The sequence below is a fragment of the Eubacteriaceae bacterium ES3 genome, assembly GCA_030586155.1.
Lineage (GTDB): Bacteria > Bacillota > Clostridia > Eubacteriales > Eubacteriaceae > Acetobacterium.
In genome coordinates, this window is the sequence record CP130741.1 from 179,645 (window position 1) to 199,089 (window position 19,445).

Below are 19,445 nucleotides of genomic sequence, written 5' to 3' on the forward strand. Positions count from 1 at the left end.
AAGGTTGACAGAAAGATGAAATGGGAATACACTCAGGATTAACGGGAAGTCAGATTCACGAAGCCTGAAATTGAAATCTGGAATGATTGAAGGTCTGGGGGTGTATAAAATGGGTTTTCAAATTGTCAGAAACGATATTACCAAAATGAAAGCAGATGCCATTGTTAATGCGGCGAACCAGTCCCTGCTTGGCGGTGGCGGGGTTGACGGTGCCATTCATCGGGCGGCAGGCCCTAAGCTGTTAGATGAATGTAAAACCCTTGGCGGCTGTGAAACGGGTCAGGCTAAAATTACAGGGGGATATAAACTGCCGGCAAAATATGTCATTCATACAGTCGGACCAGTATGGGAAGGGGGCAGCCGGAATGAAGAAAAGCTGCTCAGAAGCTGTTATCAAAATAGCTTGATACTGGCGGCAGATCGGGGATTAAAGAGCATTGCTTTTCCCCTGATTTCAGCTGGTGCTTATGGTTATCCCAGAGATCAGGCGCTTAGGGTAGCCGTCTATGAAATTGGCAATTTTCTTCTGGAACACGAGATGGAAGTTACACTGGTTGTTTATGACCAGGCTTCGTTTAAACTTTCAGAAAATCTTTATTCAGCAATCAGTCAGTATATTGATGAACGCTATGCTGATGAAAACAGTGTTGGACGCGGCAGTGATTTTACTGGAGGACAATTAAGAGAGCAGGTTGAATTTTTGGAGATGCCAGCAGCGGCGTCGATTCAAAGATTAAAAAGTCAGAGAAAGCTTGATGATCTGGTCAACCAGGTGGAAGAGTCTTTTTCAGAAAGTCTTTTGCGGCTCATTGATGAAAAAGGGATGACTGATGCAGAAACCTATAAAAGGGCTAATATCGATCGAAAGCTTTTTTCAAAAATCAGAAATGACAAGTCCTATCATCCGGGAAAGCAGACTGCTATTGCCTTTGCCATTGCCCTTCATTTAAATCTTGACGAAACCAGAGATCTTCTGGCTCGAGCTGGGTTTGCCCTTTCACACAGTAACCGGGCAGATATTATTATTGAATATTTTATCGAAGAGAGAAATTATAATATTTTTGAGATTAACGAAGCGCTGTTTGCTTTTGAACAGAAGCTTCTGGGCCTTTAATTGTCGCCTGTCAGGCGACCAGTTAAACCACGTTTGATGCTATCCTTTAATCAGAAAAATGATTGGAGGATATTACAATGAAAAAGAATTTAACGGAACTGATATTTATTCTGGATCGCAGCGGCTCAATGAGTGGACTTGAGTCGGATACGATTGGCGGTTACAATAGTCTGTTGGAGAAGCAGAAAAAAGAAGCAGGCGAAGCAATTATCACAACGGTTTTGTTTGATGACCAGTATGAACTGCTGCATGATCGGATTGCTTTAAACGGGATTGAAAAAATATCGGAAACAGAATACTTCGTTAGAGGAACGACAGCCCTGCTGGATGCTATTGGTAAAACGATCAGTAAGATTGATAACGTCCAAAAGCATACAAAAGAAGAAGAACAGGCCAGTCAGGTAATGTTTGTAATTACCACTGATGGGCTTGAAAATGCCAGTCGTGAATATTCAGCTGACCAGGTTAGAAAGCTGATCGAAAAAAAGAAAAAAGAAGGCTGGGAATTTATTTTCCTGGGAGCCAATATCGACGCGGTTGAAACAGCCAGGAGTTTTGGAATTGCTGAGGACCGGGCTGTCAATTATCATGGTGATTCAGCCGGGACACGTTTGAATTATTCTGTTCTCAGTGAAACAGTAAGTAGTCTTCGTGCTGGCAGTTCGATTTCAAGGGAGTGGAAGCAGAAGATTGAAGAGGATTATAAGGACCGTCAAAACTAAAAGGAAGATTCTTCTTTTCATGGCGCAAAATAATACCTTGAAATCATTCTTAATAAAGGCGTATAATATTAATAAACAAGTATCATAAAAAGGGAAGGACGAAATTTATGCTCTGGAAAGAAAAGTACGAATTAGGTGTTCCGCTGATTGATAATCAGCATAAGGAACTGTTTAATCGAGTGGAAAAATTTACTATGACGGTTCGCTCGGAAGAGTCATGGGATCAGAAGCTGGCTCAAATTAATGACACTCTGGAATTTATGAAGGAATACGTGGTTGAGCATTTCCGTGACGAAGAAGGCTACCAGAAAAAAATCGGCTACCCGGGATATGAAGCTCATCAGAAAATACACACCGATATGGTTGAGTATGTGGTATCAGTATCTGAAGCCTATGAAAAAAGCGATTTTGACGAGGCCCTGATGCAGCAGTTTGCCGGTAAGCTTTTGACCTGGCTGATCAATCATGTTGCTGCGGAAGATCAGCGAATAGCTGATTTTGCCAAAGAAAAGGGGGAAGTGTAATGACAGAGATGCCTTTTCTGAATGCGACCAAAAATGTTTTTGAACTGATGCTGGATCTTTTAGATATTACGGATCATCCGGGGGAAGATTTTTTCAGTGAACATGAGCTCGATATTGCTGTTGGAGTGATTGGAGATCTGGAAGGGGTAGTAATTTATCGTTTCCCTCATCAGACTTCACTGGAAATTGTCAAGATCATGAGTAGCATGGAATTTGACAAAGTTGACGATTTCGTAATTTCTGCCATGTCAGAGCTGTCAAATATCATAAGCGGCAATGTTTTGACAATTCTTTCAGGTGAGAATCTCACCTGTGATATTCTACCGCCTAAATTGGGAATTCCCGAAAAAGAACAGGACTATGAGCTGGAAACAGCCTCCTGTTTAGCAACACCTGCTGGCAATATTTGTATTGAAACGAGATTAAATCGAAGTCACTAAAATGCACAGCGAAAGTAGTGGATATGATTCAGCAAGACTGGAAATTATCAGATGATTAACAGTTAAAGATTAAAATAGATGAAACGGCAAAATGACAGAAGAATAAGCCTAATTATTATGACAGAGTTTGAGCGACGTCAGAGAAGTTTTTAAAAATATCTTTTCAAGGTGTTTGGTAAAATAAAAAAAGGGTAAAAACTCTAGGAAACAGTCATCTAAAAATTCAATTAATCAAACAGGAGGATTTAACAATGGTAGAAGATGGTAAAAAAGGTATCTACGAAAATGCGGAAGAATTAAGTGAAAAAGACAAAAAAATCGAAGGTCACACTGATTCGATGTATGAAGAAGCTGAAGAGCTGAGCGAAAAGTCAAAAGAAGAACAGCATGATTTTATGGCTGACGAGGATAAGAAATAGGCCCTCGACTACACGCGACTAATTGACTGTTGCACTAACTCTTGTTAATGCAACAGTTTTTTTGTATGAAGATTATGTTTAATTGTTTGATAAAAAAATTAGGAGATTTGGATGAAAACAGTTTTGATTCATGGACAGAATCATAAAGGATCAACTTACCATATCGCCAGGCAACTGGCCGATAAGATTGGGGGAGAAAGCGAAGAATTTTTTTTGCCCAAAGATTTTGAAAAATTTTGCATTGGCTGCGGCAATTGTTTTTCCAAAAACGAGGCCCTTTGTCCCCATTATGAAAAACTCAAACCGATCACTGATGCCATGGATGAGGCAGACGTTCTGATTTTTGGCAGTCCGGTTTATGTGATGCGGGTGACCGGAACGATGAAACTGTTTCTTGATCATTACGGATATCGTTTTATGGTTCATCGCCCGGAAGAAAAAATGTTTAAAAAGCAGGCTGTCTGTGTAGCGACTGCAGCTGGTGCCGGGATGAAATCCACGATAAAGGATATGGATATCAGTCTCTTTTATTGGGGAATTCCCAAACGTTATCGTTTAGGTTTTGCAGTCAGAGCGATTGAATGGCAGGCTGTTGAACAGAAGTTAAAAAATAAAATTGACGAAAGAACTACCCGTCTGGCTCAAAAAATAAAAGCGGCTGATGGAAAAGTTAGTCCAGGTCTGAAAACCAGAGCTCTTTTCGGGTTAAGTCGTATGATGCAAAAGAAAGGCTTTAACGAGGCAGACCGCATTTATTGGGAAGAGAAGGGCTGGACCGGGATTAAACGGCCTTGGAAATAAAAATATGAAAAAGAAGCGGCAGACTATAATGGTTATGCCGCTTCTTTAGTTAGTGTTCGGAGATTATTTGTATGTCAGTCAGCAGAGAGACAGCGAATTTTATTCAATCACTGTCAGAATAGCTGGAAGTTCCTGGTCGGCAGAGCGTGAAGCAGGTGTTTCATCCATCCCATAAAAATATGCATTTTTGGGCCAGACCTCAATTTGAATCGCCTCCAGCCTATAGCCATAACCGGAGGTTCCCGCCATTTCACCGTTAACTGCCCATCCCATCCAGCCGAAATTCTGGCAATGAACCCGGTAATAAACATCATAAAGATCTTTATCATTACCATAGAGCTGGATTTGAATGGCTTCCAACCGGTAACTTAAGCCCGAGGTGCCACTGATTTCGCCATCATAGCGGGTATCCTGCCAGCCGATGTTCTGAACATGGGTCCGATAGGCAATTCCCAAATCGGCATTGCTGTCTCCCAGTTGAATCTGAATGGCTTCCAGCCGATAGCCTAAACCGGAAGTACCGCTGATTTCTCCATTATAGCAGGTACCCTGCCAGCCGATATTCTGGACATGGGTCCGATAATAAACATCCACATCATCTGATGAGCTGTTTGGATCCTTGACGGTAATGGTGTAGGTGGCGGTTTTTCCGCCAACTGTGATGGTCAGGGTTTTAGTTCCGGCAGTGGAGGAATCAAAGCCGGAGATATTGGCGGTGGTGATCGTTTCAAGGTGGCTGGAACCATCGCTGTAAAAGCCAGTTACTTCCAGGCCAGAAATATCCAGAGTATCACCGATCTGATAGGTAAGTTTATTGGCCGGACTGGTAATGCTGATGTTTGTAAGAGTGACATTTGATGTTCCGCTAAAAGCCTTGATACAGACATTGGCATAATCAGAAACGGCCACATCCTGCCAGTATGAGCCGCCATCGTTACTGATATAACTTTGACCAGAATATGCGGTGGCTGCACTGGAATAATTGGCCTCCTGGCCTTCGATGGGGACGGGATACCAAGCTTGAGGGGTGACATACTTAATGACGACGGAAAAGTCTTCCCCGGCATTTAGATTGACCGGGTTATTTAAATCGACAGTATAGTAGCCTTGATAATCAAAAGTAACCGTCTGGCTGGAACGCAGGGTTCCGCTTCTAGGCAGACCGGATGATGGATTGGTGTAGATGTAAATTTCGGCTGTGGTGTTAGGGCTTAAAGAGTAGGTGCTGATTGCAGTCAGTGTTTCGGAGGCCTGGGCAGTAAAAACATTAGCCCCCCAACTGGAGTGGTCGGCATTGTTAAAGCCAATTGCCAGGGTATTGCCTAGGGGATCATACTGATAGATCCGTTTGTAATTACTGGTGGACTCGGCATTATGAAATGCGGTCACATTATTGCAGGCATAGGTATCATAATAAGAGAGATAGAAATACCCGCCGTCGCCCCAGTCGCTGCCCCAGCTGTTTTTTATAATCCAGGCACCATCACCGGAGGGGGTAGTGGAAAAATTATAACGGCTGTAGTTATCATCCCAGCCGACAATGGCAACATCATGATCAGTAGTGGCGCTGCCGTAATAATAAAGGGCACTGGTGGAAGTATTAAAATAGGCGGGATAGTCCATAGCTGCCGAGTAGATAGTGGTAGACAAGGCGCCGCCCTCCATCAGGGCTTCTTTAATAACGGCCGCATTTTTGGGTAGATATTCAGCCGATTGAACGTGATAAGCAGGGGAGAGGCCGGTGTTTTTGCCGCTGTTGTAGGGATCGCTGGTCTCGCTAACCGGACCGCTCCAGCGAGCCAGATAGGAAAGGGCTATAGTAGAGTTGCCGCCATAGTTGGGGCCCCAATCAAAGCCGTGATTCCACATCATGTTGTTTTCAGACAGATCGGTGGTTTCTGAAGCCTTTAAATAGGATTCCAGGGAGGCGATGCTGGCAAAAGCCCAGCAGCTGCCCCATTCACCCTGGTTGCGAACAGCAGTAATTCGGCCAGTGCTTCTCAGGTCGTAACTGGCCGGAAAAGAGGCCGAGGTATCAATGCTTTCTTCGGTCTCGCTTGCAACTCTGGCCAATATCTCGGGGACATGACCCAGGGCATGGCCGTCAACTGTAGTGGTTTCAATGGTATCATCTTTCTGGAACTCGACAAATTCCGGGTTTAAAGGACCTGTTTCGGCGATCGGATCATTGCTGGCAATAATGCCTTGAGGGATGAACAGCAAGTTTATTAACAAGAATAAAGATAAAAGTCGCGGAAATTTCTTTTTCATGATAATCATCCTTTCTATAGTTAAGGTTAAAAATGGACAGATACTTTTTATATTCCTTATATACCATATTATCGGAATAAATTTCATTTAATTGAGATAAATTTGTATTTATTTTACAAATCACCAATGATATCTGTTCTGATACTACCAGGTATAATTTTTGGATATGGTTGGATTTTTGGGTAAAAGACGAAAATAGCATATGCCTCAGATTAGCAGAATGGTATAAGTAAACAATTATTACAACTCAAGCAGAAAAGCGGATTTTTTTATCCAGGAAATTAAAATAATTCTGGATTATTTGAATTAAAACAACAAACGTTGGTTTGCGGATTAGAAATTGAATAAATTGTGAATTGATTTAAGTAAATCATGATGCGTTTAACCTATTTAGATGATATAATAATTTGTAAAATGATACACGATTAAGAATCAATCTGGAGAGGAGGGAGCTTTTGGAAGACAGGCGGTTGTTTGAAGTCCTGATGGATGGTGATTCCAGGGAGTCGATGAGGTTGGCGTCAGAACTTCTGGCAGAGGGCATAAGCAGAGAAACTATTATAGTGGAGGGGATCGAAGCAGCAATGTCGGAGCTTGACGAAAAATGTACTCTGGAAAAATTTAACCTGCTGGAAATTATGCTGGTTGGTCGTGCAGTCACAGAGGTGATGAAAGTTTTATATCCGGAAGAATCCCAAATCGTTTATAGTAAAGATACAATTATTCTGGTGACGCTGGAAGGAGATGTTCACGATCTGGGCAAGGGAATAGTCAAGACAGTTCTGATGGCCAACGGATATCGGGTGGTTGATTGCGGAAAGAACTGTCCGGTAGATGAGCTCCTAAAAACGGTTGAAGCGGAGAAACCATTGGCAGTGGGAGTGAGTGGACTGATTTTTACTGGCATAGAAATGGTGAAAAGCCTTCGTGAGTTGTTAAATGGTCGGGGTATGGATGCAGTCGGGCTGATAGCTGGAGGAGCGGCATTTAAGCAATTAGATCCAGAAACGCTGAATGTGGATTATGTTGCCCAGACGGCTTTTGATGCCACCCATTTTTTGACTCAGATGAAGGTAGGATGCAGCTATGACTAGTCTTACACGGGTTATGGAGACCGTTGCCTTTAATGAAGTTGACCGGGTTCCGGTAGTCCCCCAGATCTTTGGTCATGCGGGTGTATTGTCAGGGATTCCCCTGCACAAATTTGTCAAAAGTGGAGATCTGATTGCACAGGCTCAGTTAAAAGTCCTTGATTACTATCAGGCTGACGGTATTTTTTTAGTTACAGATGTAAATGTGGAATGTGAAGCGGCAGGATCTATTCTGGATTATCCTAATGATCAGTTACCGGTTGTTAAAAGTCCTGTTCTGGTTGGAAAAACTGTGGCAGATCTAAGGGTGCCTGATCCCCAGGTTAGCGGCAGAATGCCGGAAATTTTAAAAGCCATCAGGATTTGTAAAGCGGCAATTGGTGAGGAGTCTTTAATTATCGGTTGTGTGATGGGGCCGATGACACTGGCGCTTTTAATGATGGGGATTGAAGCAGGCTTGTATCTAGCAGCTGACGATCTCGATGCTTTTAAACAAGTGCTTGAATATGCAAAACAGGTAAGTGCGGCTTACGGCCTGGCCCAGCTTCAAGCCGGAGCGCATCTGGTGATGGTTTTCGATCCCTCGTCGACACCGGAAATTATCCCGCCGCAGTTTTTTAGGGAGCTGGTCAAAGATCCCTTGGCGGAACTATTCCAAGTCTTAAAAAGTGGTGGTGGAATGGCTAATTTCTTACATATTACTGGCGATAATAGGACTATTTTGCCCTATTACTCTGAAATGGGCGTAGAAATTGCGGGTTTGGATTATCCAGTTGATATGGCTGAAGCGGCCCAAATCCTACCGGATATCTGTCTGATCGGAAATATTCTTCCGGCTGATTTTTTATCTGGAACGCCTGAGATCATTAATGAAAAAGCTGAATCACTGCTGGAAGCCTTTAGCGACAGAGGTGGATTTATTTTATCTTCAGGATGTGAGATTTATCCAAATTCTAAACCGGAGAATATTATGGCAATGATTAATCAGGTAAAAAACAAATGACTCAGAACAAGGCTGTCCTTTCTTTAAAAGTGGAGGATGAAACCTATAAGATTAAGTTTCGGACTGGCCAGACGATCAGACAGATTATTGATGCCACCAGATTCAGAATCTATACTGGATGCCGGGGAAATGGAGCCTGTGGTCAATGTCAGGTTCGGATTTTAAATGGTGAAGTCAATGCGCCAACCATAAGTGAAACCACGGGTCTTCTTAAGCAACAGCTGAATAGTGGCATTCGTCTGGCCTGTCAGGCTATACCGCTTGGGGATGTCGTCATTGAATGTACGCATCGGATTTGTGAAACAGAGATTCGCTATATAGCTGAAGCTGATTACTCAAAAGAAACAGTTGAAATCCTGAACTCTTTCAACTGGGCGGGTCAAGAGCCGGTATCTAAATATGGTCTGGCAGTGGATCTGGGAACCAGCAATATTCGGGTCAGTCTTTGGGACCTAGGTAAAAGGAAACGGATAACCGGGCGGATTGGATCCAATAAGCAGGGAGAATTTGGTTCTGATATCTTAAGAAGGATACGGGCGGCCTGCGAAGATGAAAAAAATGTTCAAGTTATGAGCAGGCTGGTTAGGGAATTTCTTGGGGAAGTCATTGAAGATATTGAAAAAAAGGAATTTATCAATAAAAAAGAAATAGGTAAAGTAACGGTGGTGGGAAATACGGCCATGCTGACTTTGCTGACGGGCCAAAATTATCAGCTTATGCTAAATCCCGAAAACTGGGAAAAGGAGATTGCCTGTGAGTTTGTGGACCAGGCCCTTTGGAGTGCCGAACTGGGGATAGCTAATGAAGCCGAGATTGAAGTGATTCAGCCTCTGTACGGCTTTGTGGGGTCTGACCTGTTGGCAAGTGTCCTGATGGCTCAAATGGTTACTGATGACAGGATATCTTTGCTTGTTGATTTTGGAACCAATTCGGAGATTGCGCTCTGGGATAAGAAATGTTTATGGGTGACATCGGCATCGGGGGGACCCGCTTTTGAAGGATACGGAATCCGTTTTGGAATGCCTGCTTCACCGGGGGCGGTGTGTCAGGTCGATTCGCTTGATCAACAGGAAGCGTTTCAGGTTGTCGATGGGAGAACAGCAGTAGGCTTGTGCGGATCGGCGGTAGTAGACATGATAGCCCTGGGACTTGAAGCAGGTGTGGTCAGTGAGAAGGGAAAACTAAATGTTTCAGATGGTCGTCTTTCAATGACCGACGATATATTTCTGGATGAGCGTGATATTGATGTATTTCAGCGTGCAAAGTCGGCAGTGGGTTCAGGAATTTCTTGTTTGCTCGATCAGGCTCATGTCAAAGAAATTGAACGTCTGATTATTGCCGGCTCGTTTGGCCGATATTTAAATGAGGAACATGCCCGGGCAGTAGGACTAATCCCAGGGGCAAAAAAAGTTGAAATTTATGGCAATGCAGCATTACAAGGGTGTGAACTGATGCTCTTGTCACCGCAACTGAAAGACTTTGTAAATAAAATACGAAATGGGATTAAAATTATAAATTTATCAAATTATTCTGAGTTTGATGAAGTTTTTATCAATAATCTTTTTCTGAAAAAAATGGAGGGGTGAGTCTTGGCGGAAAATCGATTGGCATTACAGAGCTATACTAAAGCAGTTCAATATATTATGCACCTGATGCCGCAGCAGGATTTATGGGAAAATCTGACAGAGGTGGTGATCCGTTTTTTTAAAGCAGAATGGGCAATGGTGGTGACTAAAGATGAAGTTATTGGGAAAGCCGGCAGCCAGATGACGGGTTTTTCGAATAAAAAATTTTTTGATATAGTCCATGAGGTAATTCAGACAGGATTTCTGGCGCTGGAAAAAGAGACCTGTCCTGCTGCTGGGGAAGCGGTTTTTCTGCCCATTGGGAATGGACTAAGTACCGATAAGGTTCTGGCTATTGCCCATCCTGAGGCGATAAAAAAAGAGTTGATGGATATTTATCTGGGACTGGCCAGTCTGGCTGATGCAGTTAGTGAAAATCGGGAATATCGTTTAAGCCTTGAGACGCTGGTTGCAAAAAGAACCAGAGAATATGAACTGGCAACTCGAAAAAATGAACTGATTTTAAAAGCGGTGGGTGAAGGCATTTTTGGTGTCGATTTAGAAGGCTGTTTTACCTTCATTAATCCGGCGGCGGCCCTGATGCTTAAGTATGACGAAAATGAATTACTCGGTAGACCGGTTGCGAAAACGATTATGTCACCGCTTAGCGGTTGTCGCGTGTTGTCGGAAAACGGTGCAGGTATTGAAAATGAACGGGTTGAGTCGATCTTCTACCGTGCTGATGGAACCAGCTTTTTTGTGGAATATGTGATTTCCCCGGTAATGGATAATGAAGAGAGAACCGGCTGTGTGGTGGTTTTTCGAGATATCACGAAACGCAAGCAGGAGGAGGAAAGTCTTAAAGCCTTTGCCTGTACAGATATTTTAACCGGCGTTGCCAACAGAAGAACAGGTATTGAAATACTGGAAAATGAACTTCAGCAGGTAAAAAATGGAAGATATGCGGTTTCAATCTGCTTTCTGGATATTGATGGTTTAAAAACAGTTAATGATCTCTATGGGCATTCGGAAGGAGACGCATATATTCGGATAATTACTGCAGTGATAAAAAAAATGATCCGGGAGACCGATACTCTCAGTCGATTGGGCGGGGATGAATTTCTTTTGATATTACCTGGCTTGACCATAAAAGAAGCACAAAAAGTGATTGAAAGAATTAAGACGGAGCTAAAAAAAGAGATTGCGGACAATCCCAAACCATATCAGCCTGACTTTTCTTATGGGATAGAGTCGTTACAGGCCGAGGAGGCCGTCGATGTGGTCAAGGTTCTGGAGCTTGCTGACGAGAAAATGTATCGGAATAAAACGGATAAAAAGCAAAAAATCTGAAGGTTGGCCTTAAAGTCTTGGAAGACAATTTTAAAGGCTGCCGTCAGATTGAAGATAGGACTTGAGTTCAGGCATTAGCGCTTTGGCCTGTGCAAGCCCGCCCTGATATAAGCTTCTTAATTTAGCTTTGTCCTTTTCCATATGGGAAACATGAACCGGCTCCAATGGCTCAATAACAAAAAGTTTGCCTTGCTGATGAAGGTTGGCGATTTGGTCCATTTGTGCATTGTACCGCTGAGGTCTGGTTATCAGTGCCTCTAAAAATAAGGGATTGTGTCGGTAAAAAGCTTTTAAGAGTTTCTGGTTGGAGCTGCTGAAGTTCTTTTTGCGGTAATCGTGATACTGGGTTTTGACCACCACGATTTTTTCATAACCAGCCTTCAGAGCAGCCTGATAGGGGATGGCATCGGCGACCCCTCCGTCCAGATACTCTTCGTTGGCGATGCTTATTTTTTTTGCGGCCAGTGGCATGGCGCAGGAGGCCTTTAGGGCGGTCACCAGATTGTCACCGACAGGCTTTTCAAAAAGCTTGAGTTTACCAGTTTGGCAGCTGGTTGCTCCAATGACAAAGGTTCTTTTATCCTGATAATAAGCTTCGAAATCAAATGCGTCCCATCGTCCTGCGGGTTCTTCGAACAGGTAGTCAATATTAAAAACGGCACCTTTTTTGAGGCGGTTGCGGTAACTCAGATAGCGGGGGTCGTGATTATAACCGAGGTTAACCTGGGCGGTCCGGCCTTTCTGATTGCTGATGTAATTCAGGCCGCACAAAGATCCGGCCGAGACGCCAAGGACATATTCAAATGACAGATTGTTTTCGATAAAAGCGTCCAGAATACCGGCGGTATAAACCCCTCTTAAGGCTCCGCCTTCCAGAACCAGTGCTGCTTTTTCCATTGTTCCTCCTGAAAAATTAAAGATATATCAGTTATGCTGTTTTAAGCAAATTAAAAAATTTCAGCAGCTTTTTCAGCCATCCGCTGTCCGTAGGTCATAAAAGTTACGGTATAGCTGTCAAGAGCATCAGAAACGGCTACCGGACCCAGATGAATGACTGGTTTACCCTTGGAACCGCCACCGGAATAGGTTAACATTCCCATTACCATCATGTGATCGAGTATCAGCCGGATTCCCAGTTCACCACCGCCGTGAACGTAATCGACAGTGGCAAAGGCACCGCCCAGTTTTCCAGCCAGGCCGAGTGGTCGGGTTGATTTTTCCAGAAATGCTTTAATATCGGTGCAGACATTGGACATATAAATCGGAGAGCCGAGAACTACGCATTTGCTTTCCTGAACCCATGCTTCGTCAATTGCATCAATAGAAAAAGCTTTGGCAGTAATGCCTTCCACCTCTTCCATCCCTTTGGCAATGGCTTCGGCCATCTGTTTGGTGTGTCCGGTTTTTGAATAATACAAAACGCTTGCTTTCATTTCTACCTCCAGATTTTAGTGTATAGTTTTTATGGTTTTAATTATAGAAGAAGCGAAAAAGAAGTTCAAGGTATATGCCTTTTATTTTTACCGGATTACTATAGAAAGCTGAGTGGCATGTTTCTTAATGTATTAATTAAAAAGTGAGGTTAAATTATGTGTGGTCGTTATATTTTGCATTCAGAAAAAAATGCGAGGGCGGTAAAAGCCATTGTTGAAGAGGTTAATATTCGTTTTAATATGGAGTTGAAAAAGGGTGATATTTATCCCAGTAATCTGGCGCCGGTTTTTGTTGGGGATATCGATAAAAAGGGGATGCAATTGGGACTGATGAATTGGGGTTATGAAACGCATTTTGGCAATAAAAGACTTTTAATAAATGCTCGTTCAGAAACAGTTTTGGAAAAAAAGACCTTCCGCCAGGATTTTTTTGAAAGACGTTGTCTGATTCCTGCAGCAGGTTTTTATGAGTGGAACGATAAAAAAGAAAAGTTTCTATTCAGTGCAAATGAAGAACTTCTTTATATGGGCGGTTTTTTTAATCAGAAGGTCCAGGCTGCTTTTATTATTTTAACCAAAGAACCGATTGAAACGGTGGCTGCAGTTCACAATCGGATGCCAGTCTTGATCGAAAAAAGCCAGGCCGGGGCCTGGCTGAGCGAACCGAATGAAGCCCTAAAACTGATGAAAAAAGATCAGGTATTTTTAAATAGAGAAGTAATGACAGGGCAGGAGCAACTGACCTTTATTTAAAAATACAAATCGTCCTTTTAATATTTGTCAGCAGCAAAATCATCAAGGTCAATTTCTGGTTCAGGCGGCAGTTCAAAAAGAGCTTCTTTTTCGGTACTGATTGGGGCTTTCTCAAACGAGCTTTTTTGACTTCGGGTATTTTGTTTAAGTTTAAAGGTTTCAACAAGGCTTTTTAACATAGCTGCCTGGCTTGAAAGCTCTTCGCTGGAGGCCGCACTTTCTTCTGCGGTTGCCGAGTTGGTCTGGACGACCTGGGAGACCTGATCGAGCCCCTGGTTGACCTGGCTGATTTCGGTGGCCTGGTCATTGGAGGCCAGGGCGATACGACCGACCAGATCTGTAACGTTTTCGATTTCCTTGAGAATTTCGACCAGACTTTCAGCTGTATCATCAGCAATTTTAGAACCAGTACCGACCTTTTCGATTGAGCCTTCGATCATTTCAGTGGTTTCTCTGGCTGCTTCCGCGCTTCTGGCAGCCAGGCTTCTTACCTCTTCAGCAACGACAGCAAAACCTTTGCCATGCTGACCCGCCCGGGCTGCTTCTACGGCGGCATTTAAGGCCAGAATGTTAGTCTGGAAGGCGATGTCGTCAATGACTCGAATGATTTTTGAAATTTCCTGGGAAGAGCTGTTAATATCGTTCATCGCCGAAACCATTTGCTGCATCTGGTCATTGCCGGCAATGGCATGGTTTTTGACCTTTAATGCCAATTCATTGGCTTTGTTGGCATTGACGGCGTTTTTCCTGGTTTCATCAGCAACTTCACTAATTGAAGCAGTTAGCTCCTGAATAGCACTGGCCTGTTCAGTAGTTCCCTGCGACAGAGCCTGGCCGCCGTCTGAAATTTGACGCGACCCTATTTCTACCTGGTTGGCAGCAGTGTTGATTTCCGTCATTGTATGACTGAGGGTGTCGGTAATCGCATTGAGAGAAGTTTTAATGGACAGAAAATCACCTTGATAGTAGGATGTGATTTCCTGATTAAGGTTACCCGCACCGACTTCTTCTAAAGTTTGGGAAATTTCCGCTACATACCGTTTCAGGGTAGATATGGTTTTGTTCATATCGTCTTTTACCTGTGTAAAATCGCCCTTGTAAATGCCATCCATGCTGGCGCTAAGATTACCACGAGATAATTCATTTAAGGCTCCTGAGGCATCGCTTAATGGTTTTACAACTTCATCAAGAGTTTGGTTAAAGCCATCAATAATACTGGCATAAGAGCCCTGATGACTACTGGCATCGGCTCGAGTGCTTAGCTGCCCCTGAGCGGCTGCGTGAGCAAGCATATTAGCGTCGTCAACAAGGGTTTGAATGGATTTAACGCAGGTTTCAAGGGAATCACCGAGAAGCTTAAAGGTATCATAACTGGATTGGGTGTCGCTGTCGGCAGGAGATAATTCAATTGAGATATTGGTGTCGCCGTTGGCCAGTTGGTTAAGGGCCTGGGAAAGCTGCATGGTTTCTGTAGCCTGGTAAGCGGCAATTTTTTCCATTACGCGTTCGGCTTGTTTAATAGCGGTCAGATCGGTTATGATTTCCAGGGCGCCGATGGCTTTTCCTTCCTGGTCCAGAATCGGAACACCAGTATAAGAAATATCCAAATCCATCCCCGCCTGCGGATGAGCGTCGGTTTCGTGACCCGTTGATTGCAGTGTTTTCATGGCTGTATTGCAGGCGCAGTTTTCGGTTTGACAATCAGAGGTTTTAAACAGGTTGTAGCAGTGTTTGCCGTTGGCATCATTTTTATCCAATCCGGCAATTTGAGCACCCAGCTCATTCAGGTAGAGGATATTAAAATCATTGTCGATGATCATAACTGGACTAGGCATAGCATCTATAAAACCAACCAGTGAATCCAGAGTCTGATTGACACCGGATATAATTTCTTTAAAACCGCCGCAAAATAAATCTGAACGTCCACGGGTGCGAAGTTCACCTTTGGTAGCTGCAGATGAAAGTGTCGAGCTTTCATCTATCAGGGCGCGGATATTAGTGATAGTACGTATTAAGGCTGGAGTGATTTCATCCTGCTCGTCTTTGGCTGAAAGTTCTGCCGAGACATCACCATTTGATATCTGATCCATAGTTGCAATCACCACATTTTGGAGTTCATCGGCAAAAGCATCCATATTTTTTGTCATTTGTCCAATCTCATCAGAAGACTTTAGATGAACCCTTTCACCCAGGTGGCCAAGGCTCATTTCTTCGATCATATGAGAGGCTTTGTGCAGTGGTCTGCAGATAATTACTGAAAGAAAATAACCTAAAAAGATGGCAAAAAGGATAGCTACTATCATGATAATTATCATTGTTTGAGTGGCAGAAGTAGCAGTAACTACATTAGCGGCATCTGTTTGTTCGCCGATTGCCAGACTTCCAGCAACAAGTTTTTCAAGGGCATCCTGCTCCAGGCGGGAAGCTTGACCGGTCGTTCCGTTTTCGGAAATCAGCTCATGGGCTTCTATATCCTGGTTATTAAGTGCCAGAGCAATGACTGCCTCCATTTGGCTATCGGCCGCTTCATGAGCATCTATAAAAGCTGTAAACACTGCTCGAAGCTCTTCTGACTGGATAGAGGTCTGCAGTTTGGCAGCCAATTCATCTATTTCGTCATTACGTGTCCTGAACTGCTCGGCATAATAAGAGATCTCATCAGGATCGCTTTCAGCGATCATATCGCGGATATTGACACGACTTCGCTGAAATGCTGTAGACAGAGCACCAATATCAGCGATGGGAACAGTGATATGCTGATAGAGTTGATCACTGTTTTCGTTGAGGGTGTTGATATTTTTAATCCCAATCGTTCCGACTAATCCTACCAGGGCTGCTACGATGACAAAGCTGCTAATCAGCTTAGTACGAATTTTAAGGTTGTTGAACCAGTTCATAAGAATCTCCTTTGAAAGATAATAATTAATACAAAATTACGATTTTGATAATTATACCACCAATAAAAAGAAACTAACATTTATTATATAAATTATATATGGCATTAAAAAGGAACGAAACATAGGTTATAATTAGTACTGTCTATTGAGTTTTAAAAAGCCTAATGTTCATGCTATAATAACAAAAAGAGAATGAGGTGAATTATGCTTAATAAAGCCATTGCTATTGCTAATCAAGCCCATGCAGGACAAGTAGATAAAGGCGGGGAAGCCTATATTCTTCATCCACTGAGAGTAATGTTATCATTAAAAACTGAGGAGGAAAGAGTATGTGGTCTACTACATGACGTGGTGGAAGACTCGGAAATAACTTTTGAATATTTGGAAAAAGAGGGATTTTCTCAAACAGTTATTGGGGCCCTTAAGTGTCTGACGAAAAAAAATGGAGAAAGTTATGATGCTTTTATTAATCGAGTCCTGGATAATAGCCTTGCCTGTCGGGTTAAGCTTGCAGATCTGGCCGATAATATGGATTTGACAAGAATTTCTGTGCCGACTGATAAGGACCGGGAGAGGATTAAAAAGTATCAGGCAGCAACCAGGCAAATAAATAACCGTCTGAAAAATCAGACGGTTATTTAGAAGTTTTCTTTATAGTTACGTATCATTTGAATGGTCCAACCACAGATTCCCGGTCATGAATCAGGCCGGCTTCTTTGGGGTAGTGGGGATCGTTAGAAGTAAAACTGCCCAGGGTATCAGGATGGTCGGTCAGCAGTTTAAGCATTCGCTTCTTATTTAAAGGATTCTTAAGGCGAATAACTGTATCCATTTTGGACCATCCATTTTCAACCTTGTCAATTGTGTTGCCGTCTTTTAGTTCAGCGTTAAGAAACTGTGATAATAGAGGGCTCTTTAAATTATTCATGGAGATCCTCCGTAGAGATTAGTTTTAGATTTGTATCAAAATCAGGAACGACAAACTGGGCGCCGCCACCATCCCCCGTAAACTGACCGGAAACTTCGGAGTTTACAATACAGAGGCCAGTTGCTACCCAAATATCTTGCTGAACTTCATAGGTTCCGACCTGGGTGCGGTAACCGTATTCGGGGTGGGGCAGCATCTGCAGCAGCTGATACATTTTCACATATGATCCGCCAGCTTCTTCAACAGTGGCTTCGCTGGTATAAAAAGCTGACTGACCGGGGAGCATACCATAGATCAGATCCCCTTTTTTTAGTTCCGTAACGTCAAAATCATCGGCCTGATAAGTTCCCCCTTCAGTTTGCAGGGTGACGGCCTGGTCGATAATCGACTCCATTTCGCTATCGGTTGGGGCCTGGCTGGCAGTCTCCGTGGTGTTGCAGGCACTGAAGCATAAGCAAAAGATGATCATGAAAGAAAGAATAAGAAATTTTTGTTTCATCGGCTCTCCTTTAGCTAAACCTGAGATAAGTGACAGCTTTAGTTGAAATAGTAAGTTTGGCACTTTATCTATGTTAGGCTTTTTATGATTATAGCATAGCTTAGCGATTTTGAGTGGATTAATTAATACGAGTCAAATGATTTGTTTTTACTAAGTTGACAAGATGATTTGGAGAGTGTCAGGCAGTTGCGTTTATTGAGTCAGAGCATTTTCAATTGACATCAAATAAGCTTTGCTGGTCACTGTTGCTCCGCTGATTACATCAACATCTGTGTTTTGCTGTTCGAAGACACTGTTGACCAGGGCCTCTCTAACTTCGGGAAGATCTATCAAAACGGTCTTCGTGACCTGGATATCGGTGATGGTGTGGTCCTTGACACTAACCATAACTGAGTTGCTCCAGCGGCCTGAACTATAAAGGCCTTCATAGTTGCCATTCTCTACAGTTGACAAATCGATTGAGTTGATTTGAAGCGCGGCGCCTTCTTCCAGTCCTCTTGTTACAACAAATCCCCCGGTGGCGGCGACAAGAATCAGGATACCGAAGACGATTAGAATAATAAGAACAAATTTTTTCATGAGAACCTCCGTTTATCTGAAAATTTTAAGATTAATATAGATTATAAAAGAGTCTGAATAGAATCATTTGGATTCAAGATCCATTTTTTCAAGATTTGCGAGTAGTTTATTAAGGGTTTTACGGGTAACTGCCTGTTCTTCCTTAGTAATCCCATCAAATAATTTAGCTGAAAAATCTTCTGCCTTTTCATGGGTGGCAAGACCAAAATTGTCAATTGCATCGGTCAGGCGAACTCTAGTGATTCGGCCGTCGTCCGGGTCTTTTTCTAATGTTGTAAAGCCTTTTTCCTGAAGTCTCAGGGCTACCTGTTTGACGTTTTGATGAGAAGATCCCATACCGGCAGCCAGTTCTTTTAAGGTCGGATCGTGGTCAAAGGTGTTTTGAATGACTACGCATAAAAGCCACTGTTTGGTGGTTAAATTGTGTTCTTTAAGTTCCCGCTCCATTAGGGTGTCCATTTGATTGGCGGCAATCTGAATGCCCCCGAAAATATATCGTTGGTCAGGGATTGTGTTGAGTTTGTTCAAGGTCTACCTCCGGTTTTAAGTAATATTCTAGGCAATTAGATAATACATTACCTAATTGCGGTTGTCAAGGGGGGAGATGAATTTTGAGGATTATAAGAGTAATTCGAGGAAATGGTATGTTTAGCAGGGGGAGTCATTGAATTGATATGTAGTTAGGAAGGGCAATTTTTCAAGTAATTAATATTTAATGTTACATAATGGCCGAAATGATTAACGCCCACACCATTGATTTTTTTTAAAAAAAACAATAAAATAAAAAGAAAAGGTTAGGTGAAAAAATGAAAATAAGCAAGGAAGATAAAATCAGAATTCTATTTGATGCGATTGATGGAATAATACCCGTCCCATATCATTTAGAAGATCAGATGAAAGAAACGCTTCGAAATGCCCTGAGAACGATAGAAAGAAAAGAAGAACGGGAAGCTTAAATGCAGGATGAAAAGATGATTATTCCTAGGGCGTGTCTGAAAACAAAATCTTTACAATCACCACAATGCGTTTTAAAATAAAACCAAAACGTTGGGAGCA

Annotated in this window: 21 protein-coding genes; 13 read left to right on the forward strand and 8 right to left on the reverse strand. The window is 42.8% G+C overall.

Translation table 11 applies throughout. The annotated features are described in order from the left end of the window. Positions 1-109: 109 nt before the first annotated feature. The 6 genes from Q5O24_00805 (at position 110) to Q5O24_00830 (ending at position 4,020) form a co-directional block, all read left to right on the forward strand. Positions 110-1,114, forward strand: coding sequence for an O-acetyl-ADP-ribose deacetylase (locus Q5O24_00805; protein WKY47897.1), 1,005 nt, complete (start codon positions 110-112; stop codon positions 1,112-1,114). Between the two features lie 77 nt (positions 1,115-1,191). After that, complete coding sequence (locus Q5O24_00810) at positions 1,192-1,836, forward strand: hypothetical protein (GenBank protein WKY47898.1); 645 nt, start codon at positions 1,192-1,194, stop codon at positions 1,834-1,836. A gap of 107 nt (positions 1,837-1,943) precedes the next feature. Next, the gene (locus Q5O24_00815) at positions 1,944-2,360 is read left to right on the forward strand and encodes a hemerythrin family protein (protein WKY47899.1); all 417 of its coding nucleotides are present in this window, start codon (positions 1,944-1,946) and stop codon (positions 2,358-2,360) included. Then, on the forward strand, positions 2,360-2,800 hold the full coding sequence (locus tag Q5O24_00820; protein WKY47900.1) for a chemotaxis protein CheX: 441 nt from the start codon (positions 2,360-2,362) through the stop codon (positions 2,798-2,800). Before Q5O24_00815 ends, Q5O24_00820 begins: the two co-directional genes overlap by 1 nt. Positions 2,801-3,051: 251 nt before the next feature. Next, positions 3,052-3,219, forward strand: coding sequence for a hypothetical protein (locus tag Q5O24_00825; protein WKY47901.1), 168 nt, complete (start codon positions 3,052-3,054; stop codon positions 3,217-3,219). 111 nt (positions 3,220-3,330) lie between these two features. After that, positions 3,331-4,020, forward strand: a complete 690-nt coding sequence (locus tag Q5O24_00830) for a flavodoxin family protein (GenBank protein ID WKY47902.1) — start codon at positions 3,331-3,333, stop codon at positions 4,018-4,020. A gap of 99 nt (positions 4,021-4,119) precedes the next feature. Here the strand turns inward: Q5O24_00830 and Q5O24_00835 are convergent, their stop codons facing one another. Next, complete coding sequence (locus Q5O24_00835) at positions 4,120-6,291, reverse strand: lectin like domain-containing protein (GenBank protein ID WKY47903.1); 2,172 nt, start codon at positions 6,289-6,291, stop codon at positions 4,120-4,122. 455 nt (positions 6,292-6,746) lie between these two features. On the opposite strand from Q5O24_00835, the gene Q5O24_00840 reads away from it, so the two are divergent. From Q5O24_00840 to Q5O24_00855, 4 genes are read left to right on the forward strand one after another with little or no spacing between them, the layout of a single operon-like run. Beyond that, entirely contained in the window at positions 6,747-7,385 is a 639-nt protein-coding gene (locus tag Q5O24_00840; protein WKY47904.1) for a cobalamin-dependent protein, read from the forward strand. Then, positions 7,378-8,385, forward strand: coding sequence for a uroporphyrinogen decarboxylase family protein (locus tag Q5O24_00845; protein WKY47905.1), 1,008 nt, complete (start codon positions 7,378-7,380; stop codon positions 8,383-8,385). Before Q5O24_00840 ends, Q5O24_00845 begins: the two co-directional genes overlap by 8 nt. Continuing rightward, positions 8,382-9,971, forward strand: coding sequence for an ASKHA domain-containing protein (locus tag Q5O24_00850; GenBank protein WKY47906.1), 1,590 nt, complete (start codon positions 8,382-8,384; stop codon positions 9,969-9,971). Before Q5O24_00845 ends, Q5O24_00850 begins: the two co-directional genes overlap by 4 nt. 3 nt (positions 9,972-9,974) lie before the next feature. Further along, positions 9,975-11,300 (forward strand): diguanylate cyclase, encoded by a 1,326-nt coding sequence (locus Q5O24_00855; GenBank protein ID WKY47907.1) that lies wholly within the window; start codon positions 9,975-9,977, stop codon positions 11,298-11,300. A gap of 30 nt (positions 11,301-11,330) precedes the next feature. Here the strand turns inward: Q5O24_00855 and Q5O24_00860 are convergent, their stop codons facing one another. Together Q5O24_00860 and Q5O24_00865 are read right to left on the reverse strand one after the other, a co-directional pair. Continuing rightward, a complete protein-coding gene (locus Q5O24_00860; GenBank protein ID WKY47908.1) occupies positions 11,331-12,197 on the reverse strand; it encodes a patatin family protein in 867 nt (288 codons plus the stop codon). A 50-nt stretch (positions 12,198-12,247) separates the two neighbouring features. Next, the gene (locus Q5O24_00865) at positions 12,248-12,733 is read right to left on the reverse strand and encodes a flavodoxin domain-containing protein (protein WKY47909.1); all 486 of its coding nucleotides are present in this window, start codon (positions 12,731-12,733) and stop codon (positions 12,248-12,250) included. A gap of 156 nt (positions 12,734-12,889) precedes the next feature. Here Q5O24_00865 and Q5O24_00870 point away from each other — a divergent pair, with 156 nt between their 5' ends. Next, the gene (locus tag Q5O24_00870; protein ID WKY47910.1) at positions 12,890-13,486 is read left to right on the forward strand and encodes an SOS response-associated peptidase family protein; all 597 of its coding nucleotides are present in this window, start codon (positions 12,890-12,892) and stop codon (positions 13,484-13,486) included. Positions 13,487-13,503: 17 nt separating this feature from the next. Here the strand turns inward: Q5O24_00870 and Q5O24_00875 are convergent, their stop codons facing one another. Beyond that, entirely contained in the window at positions 13,504-16,383 is a 2,880-nt protein-coding gene (locus tag Q5O24_00875; GenBank protein WKY47911.1) for a methyl-accepting chemotaxis protein, read from the reverse strand. A gap of 204 nt (positions 16,384-16,587) precedes the next feature. Between Q5O24_00875 and Q5O24_00880 the strand changes: the two genes are divergently transcribed. Next, on the forward strand, positions 16,588-17,025 hold the full coding sequence (locus tag Q5O24_00880) for a GTP pyrophosphokinase (protein ID WKY47912.1): 438 nt from the start codon (positions 16,588-16,590) through the stop codon (positions 17,023-17,025). A 22-nt stretch (positions 17,026-17,047) separates the two neighbouring features. Here Q5O24_00880 and Q5O24_00885 read toward each other — a convergent pair whose 3' ends face one another. The 4 genes from Q5O24_00885 to Q5O24_00900 all read right to left on the reverse strand — a co-directional run bounded on the left by Q5O24_00885 (position 17,048) and on the right by Q5O24_00900 (position 18,917). Then, the gene (locus tag Q5O24_00885; protein WKY47913.1) at positions 17,048-17,311 is read right to left on the reverse strand and encodes a hypothetical protein; all 264 of its coding nucleotides are present in this window, start codon (positions 17,309-17,311) and stop codon (positions 17,048-17,050) included. Further along, a complete protein-coding gene (locus Q5O24_00890; protein WKY47914.1) occupies positions 17,304-17,810 on the reverse strand; it encodes a hypothetical protein in 507 nt (168 codons plus the stop codon). Before Q5O24_00890 ends, Q5O24_00885 begins: the two co-directional genes overlap by 8 nt. 192 nt (positions 17,811-18,002) lie before the next feature. After that, positions 18,003-18,389 (reverse strand): FMN-binding protein, encoded by a 387-nt coding sequence (locus Q5O24_00895; protein ID WKY47915.1) that lies wholly within the window; start codon positions 18,387-18,389, stop codon positions 18,003-18,005. A 63-nt stretch (positions 18,390-18,452) separates the two neighbouring features. Further along, complete coding sequence (locus tag Q5O24_00900; protein WKY47916.1) at positions 18,453-18,917, reverse strand: MarR family transcriptional regulator; 465 nt, start codon at positions 18,915-18,917, stop codon at positions 18,453-18,455. Positions 18,918-19,195: 278 nt separating this feature from the next. Here Q5O24_00900 and Q5O24_00905 point away from each other — a divergent pair, with 278 nt between their 5' ends. After that, entirely contained in the window at positions 19,196-19,345 is a 150-nt protein-coding gene (locus Q5O24_00905) for a hypothetical protein (protein WKY47917.1), read from the forward strand. The last annotated feature ends 100 nt before the right edge of the window (positions 19,346-19,445 follow it).

Coding starts and splice junctions, on each gene's coding strand:
- Q5O24_00805 (WKY47897.1), top strand. CDS start 110: ATGGGTTTTCAAATTGTCAGAAACGATATTACCAAAATGAAAGCAGAT.
- Q5O24_00810 (WKY47898.1), top strand. CDS start 1,192: ATGAAAAAGAATTTAACGGAACTGATATTTATTCTGGATCGCAGCGGC.
- Q5O24_00815 (WKY47899.1), top strand. CDS start 1,944: ATGCTCTGGAAAGAAAAGTACGAATTAGGTGTTCCGCTGATTGATAAT.
- Q5O24_00820 (WKY47900.1), top strand. CDS start 2,360: ATGACAGAGATGCCTTTTCTGAATGCGACCAAAAATGTTTTTGAACTG.
- Q5O24_00825 (WKY47901.1), top strand. CDS start 3,052: ATGGTAGAAGATGGTAAAAAAGGTATCTACGAAAATGCGGAAGAATTA.
- Q5O24_00830 (WKY47902.1), top strand. CDS start 3,331: ATGAAAACAGTTTTGATTCATGGACAGAATCATAAAGGATCAACTTAC.
- Q5O24_00835 (WKY47903.1), bottom strand. CDS start 6,291: ATGAAAAAGAAATTTCCGCGACTTTTATCTTTATTCTTGTTAATAAAC.
- Q5O24_00845 (WKY47905.1), top strand. CDS start 7,378: ATGACTAGTCTTACACGGGTTATGGAGACCGTTGCCTTTAATGAAGTT.
- Q5O24_00850 (WKY47906.1), top strand. CDS start 8,382: ATGACTCAGAACAAGGCTGTCCTTTCTTTAAAAGTGGAGGATGAAACC.
- Q5O24_00860 (WKY47908.1), bottom strand. CDS start 12,197: ATGGAAAAAGCAGCACTGGTTCTGGAAGGCGGAGCCTTAAGAGGGGTT.
- Q5O24_00865 (WKY47909.1), bottom strand. CDS start 12,733: ATGAAAGCAAGCGTTTTGTATTATTCAAAAACCGGACACACCAAACAG.
- Q5O24_00870 (WKY47910.1), top strand. CDS start 12,890: ATGTGTGGTCGTTATATTTTGCATTCAGAAAAAAATGCGAGGGCGGTA.
- Q5O24_00875 (WKY47911.1), bottom strand. CDS start 16,383: ATGAACTGGTTCAACAACCTTAAAATTCGTACTAAGCTGATTAGCAGC.
- Q5O24_00880 (WKY47912.1), top strand. CDS start 16,588: ATGCTTAATAAAGCCATTGCTATTGCTAATCAAGCCCATGCAGGACAA.
- Q5O24_00885 (WKY47913.1), bottom strand. CDS start 17,311: ATGAATAATTTAAAGAGCCCTCTATTATCACAGTTTCTTAACGCTGAA.
- Q5O24_00890 (WKY47914.1), bottom strand. CDS start 17,810: ATGAAACAAAAATTTCTTATTCTTTCTTTCATGATCATCTTTTGCTTA.
- Q5O24_00895 (WKY47915.1), bottom strand. CDS start 18,389: ATGAAAAAATTTGTTCTTATTATTCTAATCGTCTTCGGTATCCTGATT.
- Q5O24_00905 (WKY47917.1), top strand. CDS start 19,196: ATGAAAATAAGCAAGGAAGATAAAATCAGAATTCTATTTGATGCGATT.